12 protein-coding genes are annotated in these 16,295 nt (G+C 65.9%); 6 read left to right on the top strand and 6 right to left on the bottom strand.

All coding sequences use genetic code 11. The features are described 5' to 3' along the window. Positions 1–126 precede the first annotated feature (126 nt). From ACIU1A_RS15850 to ACIU1A_RS15830, 5 genes are read left to right on the top strand one after another with little or no spacing between them, the layout of a single operon-like run. A complete protein-coding gene (locus tag ACIU1A_RS15850) occupies positions 127–5,046 on the top strand; it encodes a beta strand repeat-containing protein (RefSeq protein WP_404927704.1) in 4,920 nt (1,639 codons plus the stop codon). Between the two features lie 7 nt (positions 5,047–5,053). Continuing rightward, a complete protein-coding gene (locus ACIU1A_RS15845; protein WP_404927703.1) occupies positions 5,054–5,641 on the top strand; it encodes an invasion associated locus B family protein in 588 nt (195 codons plus the stop codon). A gap of 13 nt (positions 5,642–5,654) precedes the next feature. After that, positions 5,655–6,341, top strand: a complete 687-nt coding sequence (locus ACIU1A_RS15840) for a hypothetical protein (RefSeq protein ID WP_404927702.1) — start codon at positions 5,655–5,657, stop codon at positions 6,339–6,341. Positions 6,342–6,390: 49 nt separating this feature from the next. Continuing rightward, complete coding sequence (locus ACIU1A_RS15835) at positions 6,391–6,858, top strand: DUF4189 domain-containing protein (protein WP_404927701.1); 468 nt, start codon at positions 6,391–6,393, stop codon at positions 6,856–6,858. A gap of 58 nt (positions 6,859–6,916) precedes the next feature. Next, positions 6,917–7,540, top strand: coding sequence for an invasion associated locus B family protein (locus tag ACIU1A_RS15830; protein WP_404927700.1), 624 nt, complete (start codon positions 6,917–6,919; stop codon positions 7,538–7,540). 27 nt (positions 7,541–7,567) lie between these two features. Here ACIU1A_RS15830 and ACIU1A_RS15825 read toward each other — a convergent pair whose 3' ends face one another. Further along, positions 7,568–8,281: a hypothetical protein gene (locus ACIU1A_RS15825; protein WP_404927699.1), complete on the bottom strand. Its 714-nt coding sequence runs from the start codon at positions 8,279–8,281 to the stop codon at positions 7,568–7,570. A gap of 85 nt (positions 8,282–8,366) precedes the next feature. After that, the gene (locus tag ACIU1A_RS15820) at positions 8,367–10,352 is read right to left on the bottom strand and encodes an ABC transporter ATP-binding protein/permease (RefSeq protein WP_404927698.1); all 1,986 of its coding nucleotides are present in this window, start codon (positions 10,350–10,352) and stop codon (positions 8,367–8,369) included. 296 nt (positions 10,353–10,648) lie between these two features. Here ACIU1A_RS15820 and ACIU1A_RS15815 point away from each other — a divergent pair, with 296 nt between their 5' ends. After that, positions 10,649–11,089 (top strand): hypothetical protein, encoded by a 441-nt coding sequence (locus tag ACIU1A_RS15815; RefSeq protein ID WP_140500175.1) that lies wholly within the window; start codon positions 10,649–10,651, stop codon positions 11,087–11,089. A gap of 48 nt (positions 11,090–11,137) precedes the next feature. Here the strand turns inward: ACIU1A_RS15815 and ACIU1A_RS15810 are convergent, their stop codons facing one another. The 4 genes from ACIU1A_RS15810 to ACIU1A_RS15795 form a co-directional block, all read right to left on the bottom strand. Continuing rightward, positions 11,138–12,124: an ABC transporter permease gene (locus ACIU1A_RS15810; protein ID WP_404927697.1), complete on the bottom strand. Its 987-nt coding sequence runs from the start codon at positions 12,122–12,124 to the stop codon at positions 11,138–11,140. A gap of 229 nt (positions 12,125–12,353) precedes the next feature. Beyond that, on the bottom strand, positions 12,354–13,325 hold the full coding sequence (locus ACIU1A_RS15805) for an ABC transporter permease (RefSeq protein WP_404927696.1): 972 nt from the start codon (positions 13,323–13,325) through the stop codon (positions 12,354–12,356). After that, positions 13,322–14,872: a sugar ABC transporter ATP-binding protein gene (locus ACIU1A_RS15800; protein WP_404927695.1), complete on the bottom strand. Its 1,551-nt coding sequence runs from the start codon at positions 14,870–14,872 to the stop codon at positions 13,322–13,324. Before ACIU1A_RS15800 ends, ACIU1A_RS15805 begins: the two co-directional genes overlap by 4 nt. Positions 14,873–15,150: 278 nt before the next feature. Beyond that, on the bottom strand, positions 15,151–16,200 hold the full coding sequence (locus ACIU1A_RS15795) for an ABC transporter substrate-binding protein (RefSeq protein WP_140516043.1): 1,050 nt from the start codon (positions 16,198–16,200) through the stop codon (positions 15,151–15,153). Positions 16,201–16,295: the final 95 nt, after the last annotated feature.

Here is a 16,295-nt window from a genome sequence, read left to right as displayed (position 1 = left end):
GGCCTATATGCTCGCATCTTTTCTCACAAGGCAGCAATTTCGTGAAATACCGCGAGCAGGAATCATGTCTTTCTGCTGTGGAGCGGAATTGTCAGACATTTCGTGCCGGCCAGCGGAGAGGGAACCATGACCGACAACCGGATTTCGAACGGCTCGCTTCTTGTTCAGCGTCGCGCGGCGCATTTCGCCACTCACTGGATCGCGAATGCCGATCCTCGTTCCCGTTCGGTTCGCCGCCGCTTGATGGCGGTGCTGCGCATGGCGCATCGTGCGCTCGGCATGGGGCGCAAGCGCCTGGGGTTGGGAACGCTGGGCGTCGGCGGGATGTCGGCGGCCGCCGCGATGCTGGGCACCTTCGCGATCGGCCTGGCAGCGACGCCGGCTCTAGCGCAATATCAGGCCGGCGGCGGGTCGGCGACAGGCGGCAACGCCGTCGCCATCGGTAACGGTGCCACGACGAATGGCAATAATGCCGTGGCGTTGGGCACCTCCAACAGTGCAACGGGCGATGCTTCGATCGCCATCGGCTATTCGATGGGTGTCAATGGCCTTAACGCCATAGGCATAGGTGTCTTCGCGAACGCGACCGGCGTCAACGCTCTTGCCGTAGGCGGGAACGCTCGCTCCCTTGCGAATGGAGCATCGGCCTTTGGCGTCAACTCCACCGCGAACGCCGGCAACGCGACTGCCATCGGCTCCACGGCCACTGCTAGCGGCGGCGCTGCCACCGCCGTCGGCGTGTCGAGCCAGGCAACCAACTCCAATGCGACTGCCATCGGCTCCGCAGCCACTGCTAACGGCGGCGCCGCCACCGCGCTGGGCGCGTCGAGCCAGGCTTCGGGGAACAGTTCGACCGCCCTCGGCACGGGGACCGTCGCCAACAGCTTTGGTACCGCGGTTGGATCGACCAGCCAAGCAACCGGCGGCAACGCGACCGCGATGGGAGCGGGCAGTAACGCAAGCGGCGGCAACTCGACGGCGTTGGGAGTGGTCAGCCAGGCAACCGGCGGCAATTCTCTCGCCGTCGGCAACGGCGCCAACGCCAGCGGAGTCTCCGGCGTCGCCGTCGGCAACGCTGCTAAGGCGACCGGCATCAGCTCAACGGCGCTGGGGACGCAGGCGCTGGCGATCGGCGACAGCACGGTTGCTGTCGGTCAGGGCGCCGGCGCCGGGTCAACCACCGGAAATGCCAGCTCGGTCGCGGTGGGCGTCGCGGCAGGCACGCTCGTCAGCGGCGGACAGAATACCGCTGTCGGCGGCGGCGTCCCAAGCGTCTTGAGAGGCGCCGGCTCCGGCGTCACGGGGCAGCGCAATGTCGCCCTCGGCACTGGTGACGGCGCCGTTGCCTATGACGCAACGCTCTCCGCCTCCGCGGGCAATCTGGTCACCGGCAACGACAACATCGCGATCGGAACCAATGCCGGTATTGGTGTCGCCGTCAGTAACACCGCGTCGATCGGCCACAACGCTCAAGCCAGCCAGACCAACGCCGCCGCCATTGGCACGGGATCCATCGCCAGCGGCGTGAATTCCATCTATCTGGGCGCACGCTCCGCTGCCGGAACGGGGGCTCTCGCTCAGAGCGCGATCGCTATCGGCGTGGACGTGACGGCAAACGTGGCTGATGCCACGGCGATCGGCCGTACAAGCGTGGCCTCGGCCCAGTTCGCCGTCGCAATCGGGGTAAATTCCCGTGCGACGGGGATAAGCTCGTCAACGCTCGGCCCCAACGCACTCGCCTCAGGCAATTTCGCATTGGCTTTCGGCAATGCCGCCGTGTCGAGTGGAATCGGCTCGGTCGCGATTGGATCGGGTGCCCAGGGCACGGATGTTGGCGCCGTGGCGCTCGGCAATGGCACCCGTGCGACCCTCGCGCGCGCAACGGCGCTGGGCGTTAGCGCATCGGCGAGTGGCGCGAGCGCGCTGGCGATAGGCGATACCGCGAACGCGAGTGCCCAGAACGCGATCGCCGCCGGAACGAACGCGGTCGCAAACTCCGCCGATGCCGTCGCCATCGGCACCAGGGCGAATGCAAGCGGCGGCAAGGCCGTCGCCATCGGCGCCGACAACGTCGCTTATGGCGACGGCGCGGTGTCGATCGGCGATCCGAGCTATGCCAGCGGCACCGGCGCCTTCACCGGCGGCGCCAACAACATCGCCAACAGCGACGGCACGACGACCGCGACCGGGGCCAATATGGCCAATGGCGCCGTCGCCATCGGCAACAGCAACAAGGCGATCGGGCAAGGTTCCGTGGCGCTGGGCAACGGCTCGACGGCAGGTGCGGCCGGCCTCGCCGGGAATGTCGCACTGGGCGACGGCGCGACGGCGGCGGCAAGCTCCGGCGACGTGGCGCTCGGCTCGGGCTCGGTCACCACCACGGCGGTCGGCACGGCGAGCGGGGTGGTCAACGGCACGACCTACGCCTTCCAGGGCACCAACCCGCTCTCGACCGTCAGCATCGGCGCGCCCGGCGCGGAGCGCACGCTCACCAACCTGGCGGCGGGGCGGATCAGTGCGCTCTCGACCGATGCCATCAATGGCTCGCAGCTCTTCGCCACCAACCAGGCGGTCGATGCCATCGGCGCCGTCGTCAACAACATCAATATCGGCGGCGGCATCAAGTATTTCCATGCCAACTCGACGCTCGCGGATTCGCAGGCGCTGGGAGCCGATTCCGTCGCTGTCGGCCCGAATGCGGTCGCCAACAATGCCGGCGATGTCGCGATCGGCCTGAATTCGACCTCGGGCGCAACGACCAATGTCGGCGGCGCGACGATCGGCGGCGTCAACTATACCTTCGCCGGCGGCACGCCGGTGGGCGCCTTCTCGGTCGGCTCGGCCGGCGCCGAGCGCCAGATCCAGAACGTCGCGGCCGGACAGTTGAACGGCGGTTCGACCGATGCCGTCAACGGCTCGCAGCTCTTCGCCACCAACCAGCAGGTGACCCAGAACACGACCGACATTGCCAATATCGGCGCTGGCGTGACCAATCTCGGCAACACGATCAACAACATCACCGGCGACACCTCGACCGTCTTCACCGACGCCAATGGCGAAGGCATCCGCTATGCCCGCACCAACGAGTTCGGGCTGGCGCAGACCGATTCCTTCGCCCAAGGCGTCGGCTCCACAGCGGTCGGCTACAATGCGACCGCGACTGGCGTCAGCGCGCTGGCGCTTGGCCGCGACAGCAATGCCAGCATCGACGGCGGCGTGGCGCTCGGCTCGGGTTCGCTCTCCGATCGCCCGATCGCTCCGGCTACCGGGCAACTGCCCGCCGGCCCATCCAACTTCATCGAGTACAACACAACCGACAAGGCGCTGCTCGGCGCCGTTTCGGTCGGCAACGCCACCTCCTACCGGCAGATCACCAATGTGGCCGACGGCACGCAGGACCAGGACGCGGTGACGGTGCGCCAGCTCGCCGGCGCCATCGCCGCCGTGTCGGCCACCTCGACCAAGTATTTCCATGCCAATTCGGTGGCGGGCGACTCGCTGGCGGTCGGCGCTGAATCGGTCGCGGTCGGTCCGACCACGGTCGTCAACGGCGATAACGGCATCGGCATCGGCAACGGCGCCATCGTCGACCAGACGGCGCCCGGCGGAACCGCCATCGGTCAGAACGCCCATGTGATGCTGGCGGACGGCCTTGCCTTCGGCACCAATTCGCTCGCCTCCGGCATCCAGTCGGTGGCGCTCGGCGCCGGCGCCCAAAGCACCTTCATCAACAGCGTGGCGCTGGGCGCGCAGTCCATCACCTCGGTCGGCGCGCAGGCCGGCTACGCGGCCTTTGCCCTGACCGCTCCGCAGACCTCGGTGGGCGAGGTGTCGATCGGCGACGCCGGAGCTGAACGCAAGCTCACCAATGTCGCGGCGGGCTCGGCCGACACCGACGGCGTCAACGTCTCGCAGCTGCGCGGCGTGTCGCAAAACGTGACCAACCTGTTCGGCGGCACCACCACGCTCAACCCCGACGGTTCGATCACCGGGCCGACCTACACCGTCCAGGGCAACACCTACACGACCGTCTATGACGGGCTCACGGCGGTCGACAATGCCTTGACCACCATCAGCAACGGCGGCGGCATCAAGTACTTCCACGCCAATTCGTCGCTGGCCGACAGTATCGCCGGCGGCACCGACGCCGTGGCGATCGGACCCGAAAGCGTGGCGAGCGGCAACGACAGCCTGGCCGCCGGCCATGGCTCCACGGCCACCGGGGCGGGCGCGGTCGCGCTCGGCCAGGGCGCGCAGGCCAACAACGCCAACGATGTGGCGCTCGGCTCCGGCTCGGTGACGCAGACCGCCGTCGGCACCTCCAGCACCGTCATCAACGGCAAGACCTATGCCTTTGCCGGCACGACGCCGACCGGAACAGTCAGCGTCGGCGATGCCGGCGCGGAGAGGACGATCACCAATGTCGCTGCCGGACGGATCGCCGCCGACAGCACCGACGCGATCAACGGTTCGCAGCTCTTCGCCTCCAACCAGGCGATCGAGGCCCTGCAAACCGGCGTCGGAAATCTCAACCAGAATGCGGTGACCTATGACACGCAGGGCGGCGCCAAGACGAACACCATCACGCTGCAAGGCGGCGACGTCAACGCGCCGGTCGTCATCTCCAACGTCGGACCTGGCGTCGCCGGCACCGACGCGGTCAATGTCAACCAGCTGACCAAGGGCCTCGACACCGCCATCAGCACATCCAACAGCTATACCGACAAGGTGGCGGCCACGACCCTGCAACAGGCCAACGACTATACCGACCAGAAACTCGGCCAGCTGAATTCGGACATCAGCGGCATCCGCGACGAAGCCCGGCAAGCGGCGGCAATCGGCCTCGCCGCCGCCTCGCTGCGCTACGACGACCGTCCCGGAAAGCTGAGCGTCGCGGCGGGCGGCGGCTTCTGGCGGGATGCCAGCGCCTTTGCCTTCGGCGCGGGCTACACCAGCGAGGACGGCCGCATCCGCGGCAATGTCTCGGGCACGGCGGCGGGCGGAAATGTCGGTGTCGGCGCCGGCCTGAGCTTCACGTTGAACTGAGGCGGGAATGAACGGGGCAACCAGCCGTCATGCCCGGCTTTTCCTCCTGACCTGCCTGGCGCTTGCCGGCGGCCTGTCCTTGGCCGCCGGGCCAGCCGCCGCGCAAGCGACCGCGCCCTACAGGATCAAACCGTCCGACGTGGCGGTGCCGCCGGATGTGAAACTGGGCCAATACCAGCGCACCATCCGGCCCTTCGAGAATTGGACGCTGATCTGCGACGAGAACCTCAAGGCGCGCAAGAAGGTCTGCAATGTCTCGCAGGTGATCGAGGACGGGGCCGGCAAGATGGCCTTCAGCTGGTCGCTCGCCGCCACGCAGGACGGCAAGCCCTACATGATCCTGCGCACCGCGCCGAACGCGAAAAGCGACGGTCTGGTGTCGGTGAAGTTCGACGGGCGCGACCCGATCGACGTTCACTTGAACGGCTGCAACGAAGTGGTCTGCGTGGGTATGCTGCCGGTGGGGCCCGTCATGCGCCAGCAGATAGTGCAGAAAGCAACGCCGGCGATCTCCTACAAGACCGTCGACGGCCAGACGATTACCGTGACCGCAACGCTCAAGGGGCTGTCCGAGGCCCTTGCGCCAATCAAATAACCGAGGCAGCACCGTGAGCCATCAAGACCCGTTCATCTCCCCAACGCGTGGCCCGAGTGTCGAGCCGGACCGCAAGAGGATCGTCGAGCCCGATCGCAAGAGGGTTGCCGAGCCGCAGCCGCGGTGGCCGCGCGTCCTCGGCTTCTCGCTGCTGGGGCTGGCGCTGATCGGCATCGGCTTCGCTGCCGCCAACTATGCCGCGATCGCCGGTCTCGTCGGCACCCCGACGGCCGCGCAGGCCGGGACGGCGCCGCCCGCATTGCCGGACTCGCCTTTCCTCGAACATGTCAAACAGGCCGGCGTGCAGGCCTGCTCGACAATCTTTCCCGTGCTCGGACAGGTCCTGACGACTGGCTCGAAATACAGCGTCAAATCCTTGTGGAACGACCAGGCCGCCGACAAGCACGCCGTGCAGGCCCTCGTCGGCATGAATTATGCGACGGAAAAATACAGCGGACCGGCCGCCGGCGTGGTTTTCGCATCGCCCACCGCTTCCGGCTGCGAAGGCGCGATGGTGCGGGTGGCGCCGTTCGCCAGCCCGTGTTCGGAGATCCCGTCCGTTCTTCCGCAAGGCAGCAAGATCACCGACCATCTCGGCCAGGTCGAAGTGTACGAGCTGGGCGGCAATTCGGGTGAAGCGCTTCTGCTGCCGACCGGCAATAGCTGCGTGGTGATTTCCATCGCGTCGGCGTGGAAGTGAGGCACGGGATAGGCGAATGGGCGAGGGCTCCTGGAAAGGATTGCAGACCATGAAATCGCGACGTCTGGCAGTTTTGTGCATGGCCCTGCTGTGGAGCGGGCAGGTTGTCTCGGCCGACCTTGCGGCGCCGCCGGAGCCGGAGCCGAAGGAGGAAAAGGGCATCTGGGGGGCGATCGCCTATTCAAGCATCGATACCAAGCACGGCTTCTTCTGGGGCGCCGACAAGCGCCAGGAGGCGAAGGACGCCGCGATGAAATATTGCGAGAACGCCGGCGGCAAGGGCTGCACTGTTGTCACCGTGTTCCGCAATCACCGCCATTGGACAGACGACGACGAGACGGGCTTTCCCTACAAGCACTGCGGCGCCCTGGCCGTGGCCAGGGAGAAGCAGAGCGACCGGCTGACGCCCTGGGGGGCGAACTCGGCCGAGACCCGCAAGGACGCGGAAGACCTCGCTCTGCATGCCTGCGAGGCGGCGGGAACCCAATGCAAGATCCGCGAGTGGGTCTGTACCTGAAGCGCACCGCGCTCACGCGACGCGCTTTGGAATTGCTTTTGCATCCTGCGTGAGGCAGATGACCATGCCCGCGGCCCCGAAAATCCCATCCGGTTTTCGGGGCCATGCGCGTGAACCCCGAAAGAGAAAGTCCCCATCGTTGTTTGATAGATTTGTTCTTCTGAAGGCGGCCGCAATCTGCGCGGCGGCCCTGGCCGCATCGAGTGCCTGTGCGCAACAACAGCAGGCGGCCACGCTTCCAAACGGCGCGTCGTCGCTCCAGGAGACCTATCAGGACTGGAGCCTGGCCTGCACCATCCAGGACAATGCGCGCGCCTGCTCGGTTTCGCAGGACCAGACGCAGAAGAACGGCCAGAGGCTGCTGGCCGTGGAGTTGCGCGCGGGGCCGAAGGGCGGATTGACCGGAACCCTGCTTCTGCCGTTCGGCATCCTGTTCGATCCAGGCGTGACGATCCAGATCGACGACCAGCCGCCCCTCGGACAGTTGCGGTTCCGCACCTGCCTGCCGAACGGATGCGTGGCGCAGTTTCCGATCGACCGGGCGCTTGCGCAGAAGCTGAAGGCGGGCGGCGTATTGACGCTCAACGTCATCACCGACGCCGAGACCAAGCTCAACTTCCCCGTCTCCCTGAAAGGCCTCGGCGCCGCCCTCGACCGCGTCGCGGCGCTGAGCGGGCGCTGAGGAGGGGCGAAGCTTTAGCTGGGGCGATTAGTTGCAGCCAGACCACGCCGCTGCGGCATCTCCGAAAGAGCGATTGTATTGGCAGTTCTGCCGTTCGACGTCTTGGCGTCTTTCTTCCTCTTCGCGCTGGATCTCCATCACAGCCTCGTCACGAGTTTGCCCATTGGCATCGACTGGCTCCTGCGCGTTGGCAAGCTCTTCAAGATACGTTTCTAGATTACTGGCGCCGATCTTATTACCGAGTTCAGCGGCTTGCCTCGAATGTTCGATGGCCGCCGCTTGATCCACAGGACCTCCCAAGCCGTTCCATTCCAGGTAGCCCAGCTCGGCCACTGCCGCAGGCAGTGACTGTGCTTCCTTCAACCAAGCTCGCGCGGACGTGTAGTCTTTTTCATCCGCGAGTGCGGCCGCATACATATATTCCGCGAAGACGTAGCCTTTTTGGATTGCAAGGTTCAGCCCAACACTAGCAGCCTCTTTGTTGCCCTCCGCCTGATAAACTCTGGCGAGATGATAGATGTCGCTACTCTTTACCTTATCCTGGACCATCGCGGCTTGGCAGTGCTTTTTCGCTTCAGCGATATCAATCTTATCAAATTCGACGCCTTTGCCCTCATATCCAGGTTCGTCTGGGTGAGCGGCGAGTCGATCGCAAGCCGCAGAAGCTGTCTCGTAATCCTCGGCGTGAGAATTGACCGTCGAGAGTGCGATGCCGACCAAAAGCAGCGTTGCAACACGCATGGCTGTGCCTCCATAAGCGGATCTTATCAAAAGGCAAAAGGTGGTAGTAAGTCGGCAATTGGATGTAGGTCTTCTTTCAGGCCGCCTACTCCAGCTCGCGCGGCCTTTGGGCCGCAGCGCCGGAGCCCCACAAGGCGCGCCTGAGCAGGTTCCGTCCGCCCTTGCGCGGGACAAGATTGATATCGCTGACAAGCTTGGCGCCGCCCTCGCGCCGCTCCAATGTGATCTTACGGCTGTGGAAGGCTTCCAGCTCGGCGCGATGCGCCACACTTATGATGGTCACCTTCGGCAATTCATGGATGACCGTCTCCATCATCTTGTCCTGGCTCTTCTCATCGAGCGCCGAGGTCGCTTCGTCCAGAACGACGATATCGGGATGGTGCAGCAGGAGGCGCGCGAAGGCGAGCCGCTGCTTTTCGCCACCCGACAGGGTCTGGTCCCAGGGCGCGTCTTCCTCGATCCGGTCCTTGAGATAATCGAGCCCCACCTTGTCGAGGGCGGCGTTGATCTTCTCCAGCGTCCAGTTGTCGGCGGCGGCCGGATAGGCGACCGCGCGGCGCAGCGTCCCGGAGGGGATGTAGGGACGTTGCGGCAGCATGAACAGCCGCCTGCCGGGGTGGAAGTCGACGCTGCCGCCACCCCACGGCCAAAGGCCCGCGACGGCCCGCACCAGCGTGCTCTTGCCCGAACCGGATTCGCCGGCCACCAGCACCCGCTCGCCAGGCTCGATCTCGACCTCGGTTTCCTTGACCACGCCGGTGCCGTCGTCGAGCGATACCGAGAGATTGTCCAGGCTGAGCATCGCACCGTCTTCGGTTTCGCCGTGCCTGATGCGGCCCAGCGCGTCGCTGCGTTCGGCGCGCTCCAGCCCGTCAAGCGACATCATCAGCGAGGCAATACGCCGTGCCGAGGCGTTCCAGTCGGCGAGGCGGGGATAGTTGTCGACCAGCCATCCGAACGCGGCCTGCACGATGGCGAAGGCTGAGGCAGCCTGCATGATCTGTCCAAGTGTCATGCTGCCTTCGAGAAATTTTGGCGCGCAAAGCAAGATCGGCACGACCGGTGCAAACAGGCTCGACCCCTGCGACACCAGCGCCGTGCGCATGTGCTGGCCTGTCAGCAGCGCCCATTGCCGGAGCACCGTGCCGAACGTCTTGTCGATGCCGCTGCGCTCCTCCTCCTCGCCGCCGAGCAAGGCGATGCTCTCGCCGTTTTCGCGCACGCGCGTCAGCGTGTAGCGGAAATCGGCTTCCGCCTGGTTCTTCTGCTCGGAGAGCCGCACGAAATGGCGGCCGATGACCACCATCGAAGTGGAGGTGATGGCGGCGTAGATCACCGCGGTCACGACCAGGAAGCCGGGAATGGTGACGCTCCAGCTTCCGATCGGCAAAGTCAGCGCCCCGCCGATCGTCCACAGCACCACGATGAAAGTGGAGGCCGACAAAAACGCGTTGATCACGCCGGAGATGAAATCGACGGGCGATTCCGTGGCGATCCGCAAATCCTCCGCGATGCGTGCCTCGGGGTTCGTGTGGTCGCCGCCCACGAGGTTCAGCTGATAGTAGCGGCCGCTTGCGAGCCAGCGCGCGATGATGGCGGTGGTCGACCAGGAACGCCAGCGGCGCTGGATCGTCATGCGAAGGTAGACTTGCGCGACGACAAGGCTTGCGCTTCCAACCACCAGCGGCGGGAACACGGCGCTGAGCACATAGACGGTGTGGGCGTTGCGCTGCTCGATGGCGTCGAAGATCGAGCGGTTCCAGATGTTGATCCCATACTGGAAGCCGACATTGATGCATATCAGCATCAACAGCCCGAGCGTGAACGGCCAGGCCAGCTTGTCGCCGCGCGTGCTCCAGTAGCCGCGCGCGCTGATCCAGAAGCGCCTCAGCAGGTATCGCTTGCGCGCCTGCTCGGCCTCCTGCGGCGTCAGCTCCGGACCGGGTTCGATGGCCCCGGGCGGTGGCGCAGCCTCGCCCACGACCTCGGACGCAACTTCGACTGTCGAGGCCTTCTCCTGGTGCGACTTCTCTGCCTTGCGCCGCCTGGCGCCGTCGACCGTTTTCGGCATGAGTTCAGCCTCGGATGTAACGGCGACAACGGCCTAAAAATCAAAAAGTTTCACCAGGCCCGCTCCAGACGGCGCCATGGGTCTCCCCGTGCTCCCCTGCTCGACCCGCGATGCCGCCAGCCGCCGCTGGACAATTCGCCAGCCGGCGGGCCCGTTTAGCGACGGTCTCCTCGCAGCCGGAACGAGACCGTGTGCTTGGAACCAATGATGGGCGAGACTGTTTAGCCATGAACTTCGATGCGACGCCGACGTCCCGGCCCGGTCGGGTGAGCAGCGACCTTGAGGAGCCCCTTGTCATGAAGATTTCGTCCAGATTTCGTTCAGTCGCCATCGCCGTGATCACTGCCGCGGGCGTTGGCTTTGCCAGTGTCGCGCACGCCGACACCGGAACGATCCGCTTCTCCATCTACAAGGCGGCCTTCTTCATCGGCGGCGCCGGAGGCGAGGGCACGCTGACCTTCCATGGCCGCCGGTATCCGATCTCGGTCGGCGGCATTTCGGGCGGCCTCGCCTTCGGTGCCTCCAAGACCTATTTCCGGGGCACCGTGCGCCATATCAAGCGCGCCCGGGACGTGACGGGTGTGTACGGCGCGGCGGGCGGCGGCGGCGCGCTCGGCAAGGGCGCCCAGGTGATCGTCATGACCAACGACAAGGGCGCCCAGCTCGAGCTCACGGGCAGGCAGGTAGGGCTGCAAGTCAACGCCGATCTCAGCGGCATGAGCATCACGGTGAAGTGAGGGCGGTCACTGCGTCGGTGTTTCCAGGGATGAGCCGGCGGCCCCTCCCTACCGCTCCTCCACGATCCGCAGATAGGCCGCCGTCACGAACAGCACGATCAGGCCGAACAGGATCCTTCTTGCCCCCTCCGGCATCTGCAAAATCGTCAGCAGCGTCGTCAGCACGGTCAGGATCAAGGCACCGATGATGGTGCCGGTATAGCCGCCGCGGCCGCCGAAGATGGAGGTGCCGCCGATGACGGCGGCGGCCACGGAGGGCAGCACCAGCGGTTCGGCGAGAGACAGGGAAGGGGCCTTGATCAAGCCGATATAGAGCAGGCCGGTGATGCCGGCGAGCAGGCTGGAGAGGACGTAGAGCGCGGTGATGACCTGCCAGTAGCGCACGCCGGAAAGGCGGGTCGCGCGCTCATTGTCACCGACGGCGTAGAGCAGGCGGCCGAAACCGGTGCGGTTGAGGCCGAAGACGATCAGCACCGCGACGGGGACGAACAGAAGCAGCGCGTTGGGAAACCCTGCGGTCACGCCGGTGCCGAGCCAGGCGAGGAAATCGGGGATCTTGGCGCCCGAGGCGATCACCGTGCGTTGATAGACCTGCAGGAAGCCGGTGCCGATCAGGCTGGTGCCCAGCGTCATGATCAGCGGATGGACGCGGAAGAGGCCGACGCCGATGCCGTTGACGAGGCCGATCAGCACCGCCGGCATCATCGCCAGGAGGAAGGCCACGGCTGGCTCCTGGTTGACGGCTTGCGTAGCCATGATGAAGGCGCTCATCGTCGCCACCGTGCCGACAGAGAGATCGATGCCGCCGGTCAGCATGGTCATGGTCTGGCAGCCGGCAAGGATCGCCAAGGGAATGGCGAATTTGATGGTGTTGGCGATCCAGCGCTCGTTGACGATGCCGGGGCGCAGGATCTGCAAAATCACAACCAGGATGACCAGCAGGATGACCAGCGGAATCAGCGGCCGGTCGGCCATGAAGCGTTTGACACGGCGGCCGAAGGGGACGGGTTGGGGCGTGATTGCGGTGGTGCTCATGGGGTGGCTCTTGTCTGCAAATATAGCGCCCTACGGCGGCCCCCTCTGTCCTGCCGGACATCTGCCCCTCTAGAGGGGAGATCGGATGGGGTGACGGCTTTCGCAAATTGTCGGCGTTGCAAGAATGAGCGAGACGCCGAAGCTGCCAATCTCCCCCCTTGAGGGGGAGATGTCCGGCAGGACAGAGGGGGGCCTCGTAGAGCGCTGCGCCACATTTCACGCCCACTCATCATTGCCGCCCCCGCATCGTAATGAAAGCCCCGAACATCACCACGGCGACCATGATGAGGCCCTCGATGATGGCGGTGACGTTGGGGTCGATGGCAAGCAGGGTGAGGTCGGTGCGCACCAGGCGCAGCACGAAGACGGCGACGATGGGGCCGAGCAGGCCGCCCTTGCCGCCGCCCAGCGCCACGCCGCCCAGCACCACGGCCGCGACGCTGGCGAGCAGATAGGGGCCGGGAATAGGAGCGCCGATGCCGGTGCTCATGGTCAGCGCCAGGCCGCCCATGGCCGCGAACAGGCCCGACAGCGCATAGGCGATGATGCGGGTGCGCTTGACCGGCACGCCGCTGCGGAACGCCGCCAGCTCGCTCGAGCCGATGGCGTAGATGGACAGGCCGAGGCGCGAGCGCCTCAGCGGTATCCAGACGATGCAGAGGCAGATGATCAGCATCAGCAGCGCCTTCGGCAGCCAGGCGTCGATGCTCTGCGGCAGGCCCGGTACCGGCACGGTGCCTGAAATCATCGCCTTCAGCCATTCGGCGGCGGCCCCGCCCGGCGCGCCGAGCACCAGAAGAGCCGCCCCTTGCAGCACGAACAGCATGGCGAGCGTCACCACGATGTCGGGGACACGGGTGACGACAATGAGCAGGCCGTTGAGCGCGCCAAGCACAAACCCCATGGCCAGTACGAAAGGCACCACGAACAGCGCGTATTCTTCCGAGGCGCCGGCCATCATCGAGGCGGCGGTGACGCTGGTCAGCGCCATCATGGCGGCGACCGACAGGTCGATGCCGCCGGCGATGACGACGACGGTCTGCGCGGCTACGGCAAAGGCGTAGGGCAAGACGGCCCGCGCCAGCGAGCCGAAATCGCCGCTGCCATAGCCGGGCTGGATCAGCTTGGTGACGACGAACAGCACGATGAGGAGGGCGAACAGGCCGGCGACCCAGCCCTGGCGTCGCAGGAGATGGCTCATGGCGTCGCCTCCGGCGCATCCGGGGCATTTGCTGTCGGGTCCGCCAAAATGCCGACATCGGCCTTCGCGCCGCGCGGCAGGCCGTAGGCGGCGCGCATCAGTGCCGGCTCGTCCGCCTCCTCGACCGGGAAGATATCGACGACGCGGCCGCCGAAGATGACGATGACGCGATCGCAGACGCGCTGCACCTCTTCGAGTTCCGAGGTGTAGAACAGCACCGACTTGCCGTGGCCGGCGAGCTCGCGCAGCAATTTATAGATTTCCTGCTTGGTGCCGACATCGATGCCGCGCGTCGGGTCGAAGCACAGGATGGTGCGGGCATCCGCCGCGATCCAGCGGGCGATGGTCACCTTCTGCTGGTTGCCGCCGGACAGGCGCTGCACCTCGCCTTGCGCGCGGGTGTCGATCTGGAGGCGCGCGATGGCGCTCGCCACCGTGGCGCGCTCCTTGCGCATGGCGATCGGCCCCCAGTTGCGCAAGGCGGCGCTGAAGGGCAGCGCGATGTTCTCGCGCACCGAGCGCTGCATGGCGAGGGCTTCGGAACGGTCGCCCGGCACATAGGCGATGCCGGCGCGGATGGCGTCGATCGGATGGGTGAATTTCGCCGGCTGGGCGTCGACCTCGATCGTGCCGCCGGACGGTTTGATCGAGCCGGCAAGGGCGGCGAACAATTCATCCTGGCCCTGGCCTTCGAGCGCGACGACGCCGGCGACCTCGCCGTCGGCGAGCTCGAAGGAGACGTCGTTGAGCTTGGTGCCGACGCGCAGATTGCGCACGGCGAGACGCGGGCGGGCAGGGGCCGATGTGGCGGCCTGGCCGGCGGCGCGGGCGGTCACCTTGGTCTTCTCGATGCGGGCGCCGAGCATCAGCTCGACGATCTTTTCCTCCACGCCGGGCTCGATGTCGAGAACGCCGACGGTCGCGCCGTCGCGCAGCACGGTGGCGCGGTCGCAGAGCGCCGAGATCTCGACGAAGCGGTGCGAGATGAAGATCACGGCGCGGCCGCTGTCGCCCTGGCGACGCACGACTTCCAGCACCTTTTCGGCAAGATTTGCGGGGAGTGCCGCGGTCATCTCGTCGAGCAGCAGCACGTCGGGCTCGACGGCGAGCGCCCGCGCCAGATCGAGCACGCGCAGCACCGCCAGCGGAATGTCGCGCGCGGTGTCGCGCAGGTCGAGGTCGGGAATACCAAGTTCGCGCACCCAGGCACGGAACGGCTCGACGGGCGTGCCGGTGAGCCGCAGATTGGACAGTATGTCGAGATCGGGGATCAAGGACGGTTCCTGGTAGACCGGCAAAAGGCCAGCGCGGCGCGCGGCGGCGGGCGAGCGTATGTCGCGCGCCTCGCCGCGGATCAGCACGCGCCCGGCCGAGGCAGGAACCGCGCCGGTCAGGATCTTTACCAGCGTCGACTTGCCGGCGCCATTGGCGCCCATCAGGGCATGCACCTCACCCGGCAGGACAGACAGCGACGCGTCGCGCAGCGCGGCAACCGCGCCGTAATTCTTGGCGACGCCGGAGGCGTCGAGGAGGGGACTGGTGGTCAAATTGCTGTCCCTATCAGAAACTCAATTGCTGGCACTCTACGGCGCCCCCCTCTGTCCTGCCGGACATCTCCCCCACTTGGGGGGAGATTGGCCGCAACTTCGGCTTTCGCCAATTTTCAACGTGGCAAGACGAGAGCCGGCGCCGAAACTGCCAATCTCCCCCCAAGTGGGGGAGATGTCCGGCAGGACAGAGGGGGGCGCCGTAGAGCGCTAACCTATCAAACCTTTGGTTGGCGAGGACGGCAAACGCCATCCTCGCTAGCCAATCAAAATAGCCCTTATTCCCCCGGCCCCTTGCACGCGACGATCTGGTCCTTGGTGTAGGTCGTCCAGTCCGGGATCGAGATCGAGACCGGCCACTCCGGGCTGAGCGACGGATCGGCGGCGGCTTTCAGCTTGGCCTTGCCTTCCTCGGTGGCGTTTTCCCAGAGCTGCGGCTCGACCAGAACGGTCTGCTGCGCCGGCTTCTTGCCGTCGAGGATCTGGAGCGCGAGCGTCACGCCGGCGCCGCCGATCGAGCCGGGATTGGTCACGGCTGCCCCGACCAGGTCCTTGACCGAATTCAGCTGGCCGACGAAACCGGCATTGTCGGCGCCGACCACGGGCACCATCGGCGCCTGCGATTCCACCAGCGCGTCGACGATGACGTTGTCGATGCCCGAGGTCCATACGCCGTTGAACGGCGTGCCGGTGGCGAGGAAGGACAGCATCTGCTGCTTGGCCTGGTCCTGCTGCCAGCCGGTGAACACTTCCTGCGCGACCTTCACGTCCGGGAATTCGGCCAGCGCCTTCTTGAAGCCCTTGTCGCGATCCGAGTCGGCGGAAGCGCCGGCGGCGCCGCGCATATAGAACACCTCACCCTTGCCGCCCATCTGCTGGAACAGCCATTTGGCGCCGAGATAGGCATATTGTTCCTGGTTGTTGGAGATGATGTAGGCCGAGGGTTCGGTGACCGCCTGGTCGACGGCGACGACAACGATGCCGGCCTTGGTGGCTTCCTCCAGCCCCGCCTTGATGCCGGCGGGATCAGCCGGATTGACGACGATGGCGTCGACCTTGGCGCTGATCAGGTTGCGGATGTCCTCGAGCTGCCCGGCGGCATCGGTGTTGCGGTGGGCGATGTTGAGCTTGGTCACTTCGCCGGAGGCCAGCGCCTGCGCCTTCATGGCGCAGACCATCTCCTCGCGCCAGCCATTGCCCTGCACGGTGTTGGAGATGCCGATCGTGTATTTGCCCTCGGCGGACGAGGCGCCCATCGAGGCCAGCAAGGCAGCGCCGGCAAGGAGCGGAACAATGGGCAGCGGCACCATGGTCAGGTATTTCTTCATTTCAGATTTCCTCCACTTTGATTTTCATTTCAATTCCAAGTCGTTACACCGGGCCGCGCAGAAAGAGATTCAGGCGGCGCCCCGATGTTGTTTTT

It is taken from the genome of Mesorhizobium maamorense (assembly GCF_044998965.1).
In the GTDB taxonomy this organism is placed as follows: Bacteria; Pseudomonadota; Alphaproteobacteria; order Rhizobiales; family Rhizobiaceae; genus Mesorhizobium.
Note: the sequence above shows the minus strand (reverse complement) of the source record. Positions and strands in the feature narration are given on the sequence as shown.

Bases quoted from the DNA above. Each gene is read 5' to 3' on its own strand.
- ACIU1A_RS15830 (WP_404927700.1), top strand. From the start codon at position 6,917: ATGACCATGCCCGCGGCCCCGAAAATCCCATCCGGTTTTCGGGGCCAT.
- ACIU1A_RS15850 (WP_404927704.1), top strand. From the start codon at position 127: ATGACCGACAACCGGATTTCGAACGGCTCGCTTCTTGTTCAGCGTCGC.
- ACIU1A_RS15845 (WP_404927703.1), top strand. From the start codon at position 5,054: ATGAACGGGGCAACCAGCCGTCATGCCCGGCTTTTCCTCCTGACCTGC.
- ACIU1A_RS15835 (WP_404927701.1), top strand. From the start codon at position 6,391: ATGAAATCGCGACGTCTGGCAGTTTTGTGCATGGCCCTGCTGTGGAGC.
- ACIU1A_RS15815 (WP_140500175.1), top strand. From the start codon at position 10,649: ATGAAGATTTCGTCCAGATTTCGTTCAGTCGCCATCGCCGTGATCACT.
- ACIU1A_RS15825 (WP_404927699.1), bottom strand. From the start codon at position 8,281: ATGCGTGTTGCAACGCTGCTTTTGGTCGGCATCGCACTCTCGACGGTC.
- ACIU1A_RS15805 (WP_404927696.1), bottom strand. From the start codon at position 13,325: ATGAGCCATCTCCTGCGACGCCAGGGCTGGGTCGCCGGCCTGTTCGCC.
- ACIU1A_RS15820 (WP_404927698.1), bottom strand. From the start codon at position 10,352: ATGCCGAAAACGGTCGACGGCGCCAGGCGGCGCAAGGCAGAGAAGTCG.
- ACIU1A_RS15795 (WP_140516043.1), bottom strand. From the start codon at position 16,200: ATGAAGAAATACCTGACCATGGTGCCGCTGCCCATTGTTCCGCTCCTT.
- ACIU1A_RS15810 (WP_404927697.1), bottom strand. From the start codon at position 12,124: ATGAGCACCACCGCAATCACGCCCCAACCCGTCCCCTTCGGCCGCCGT.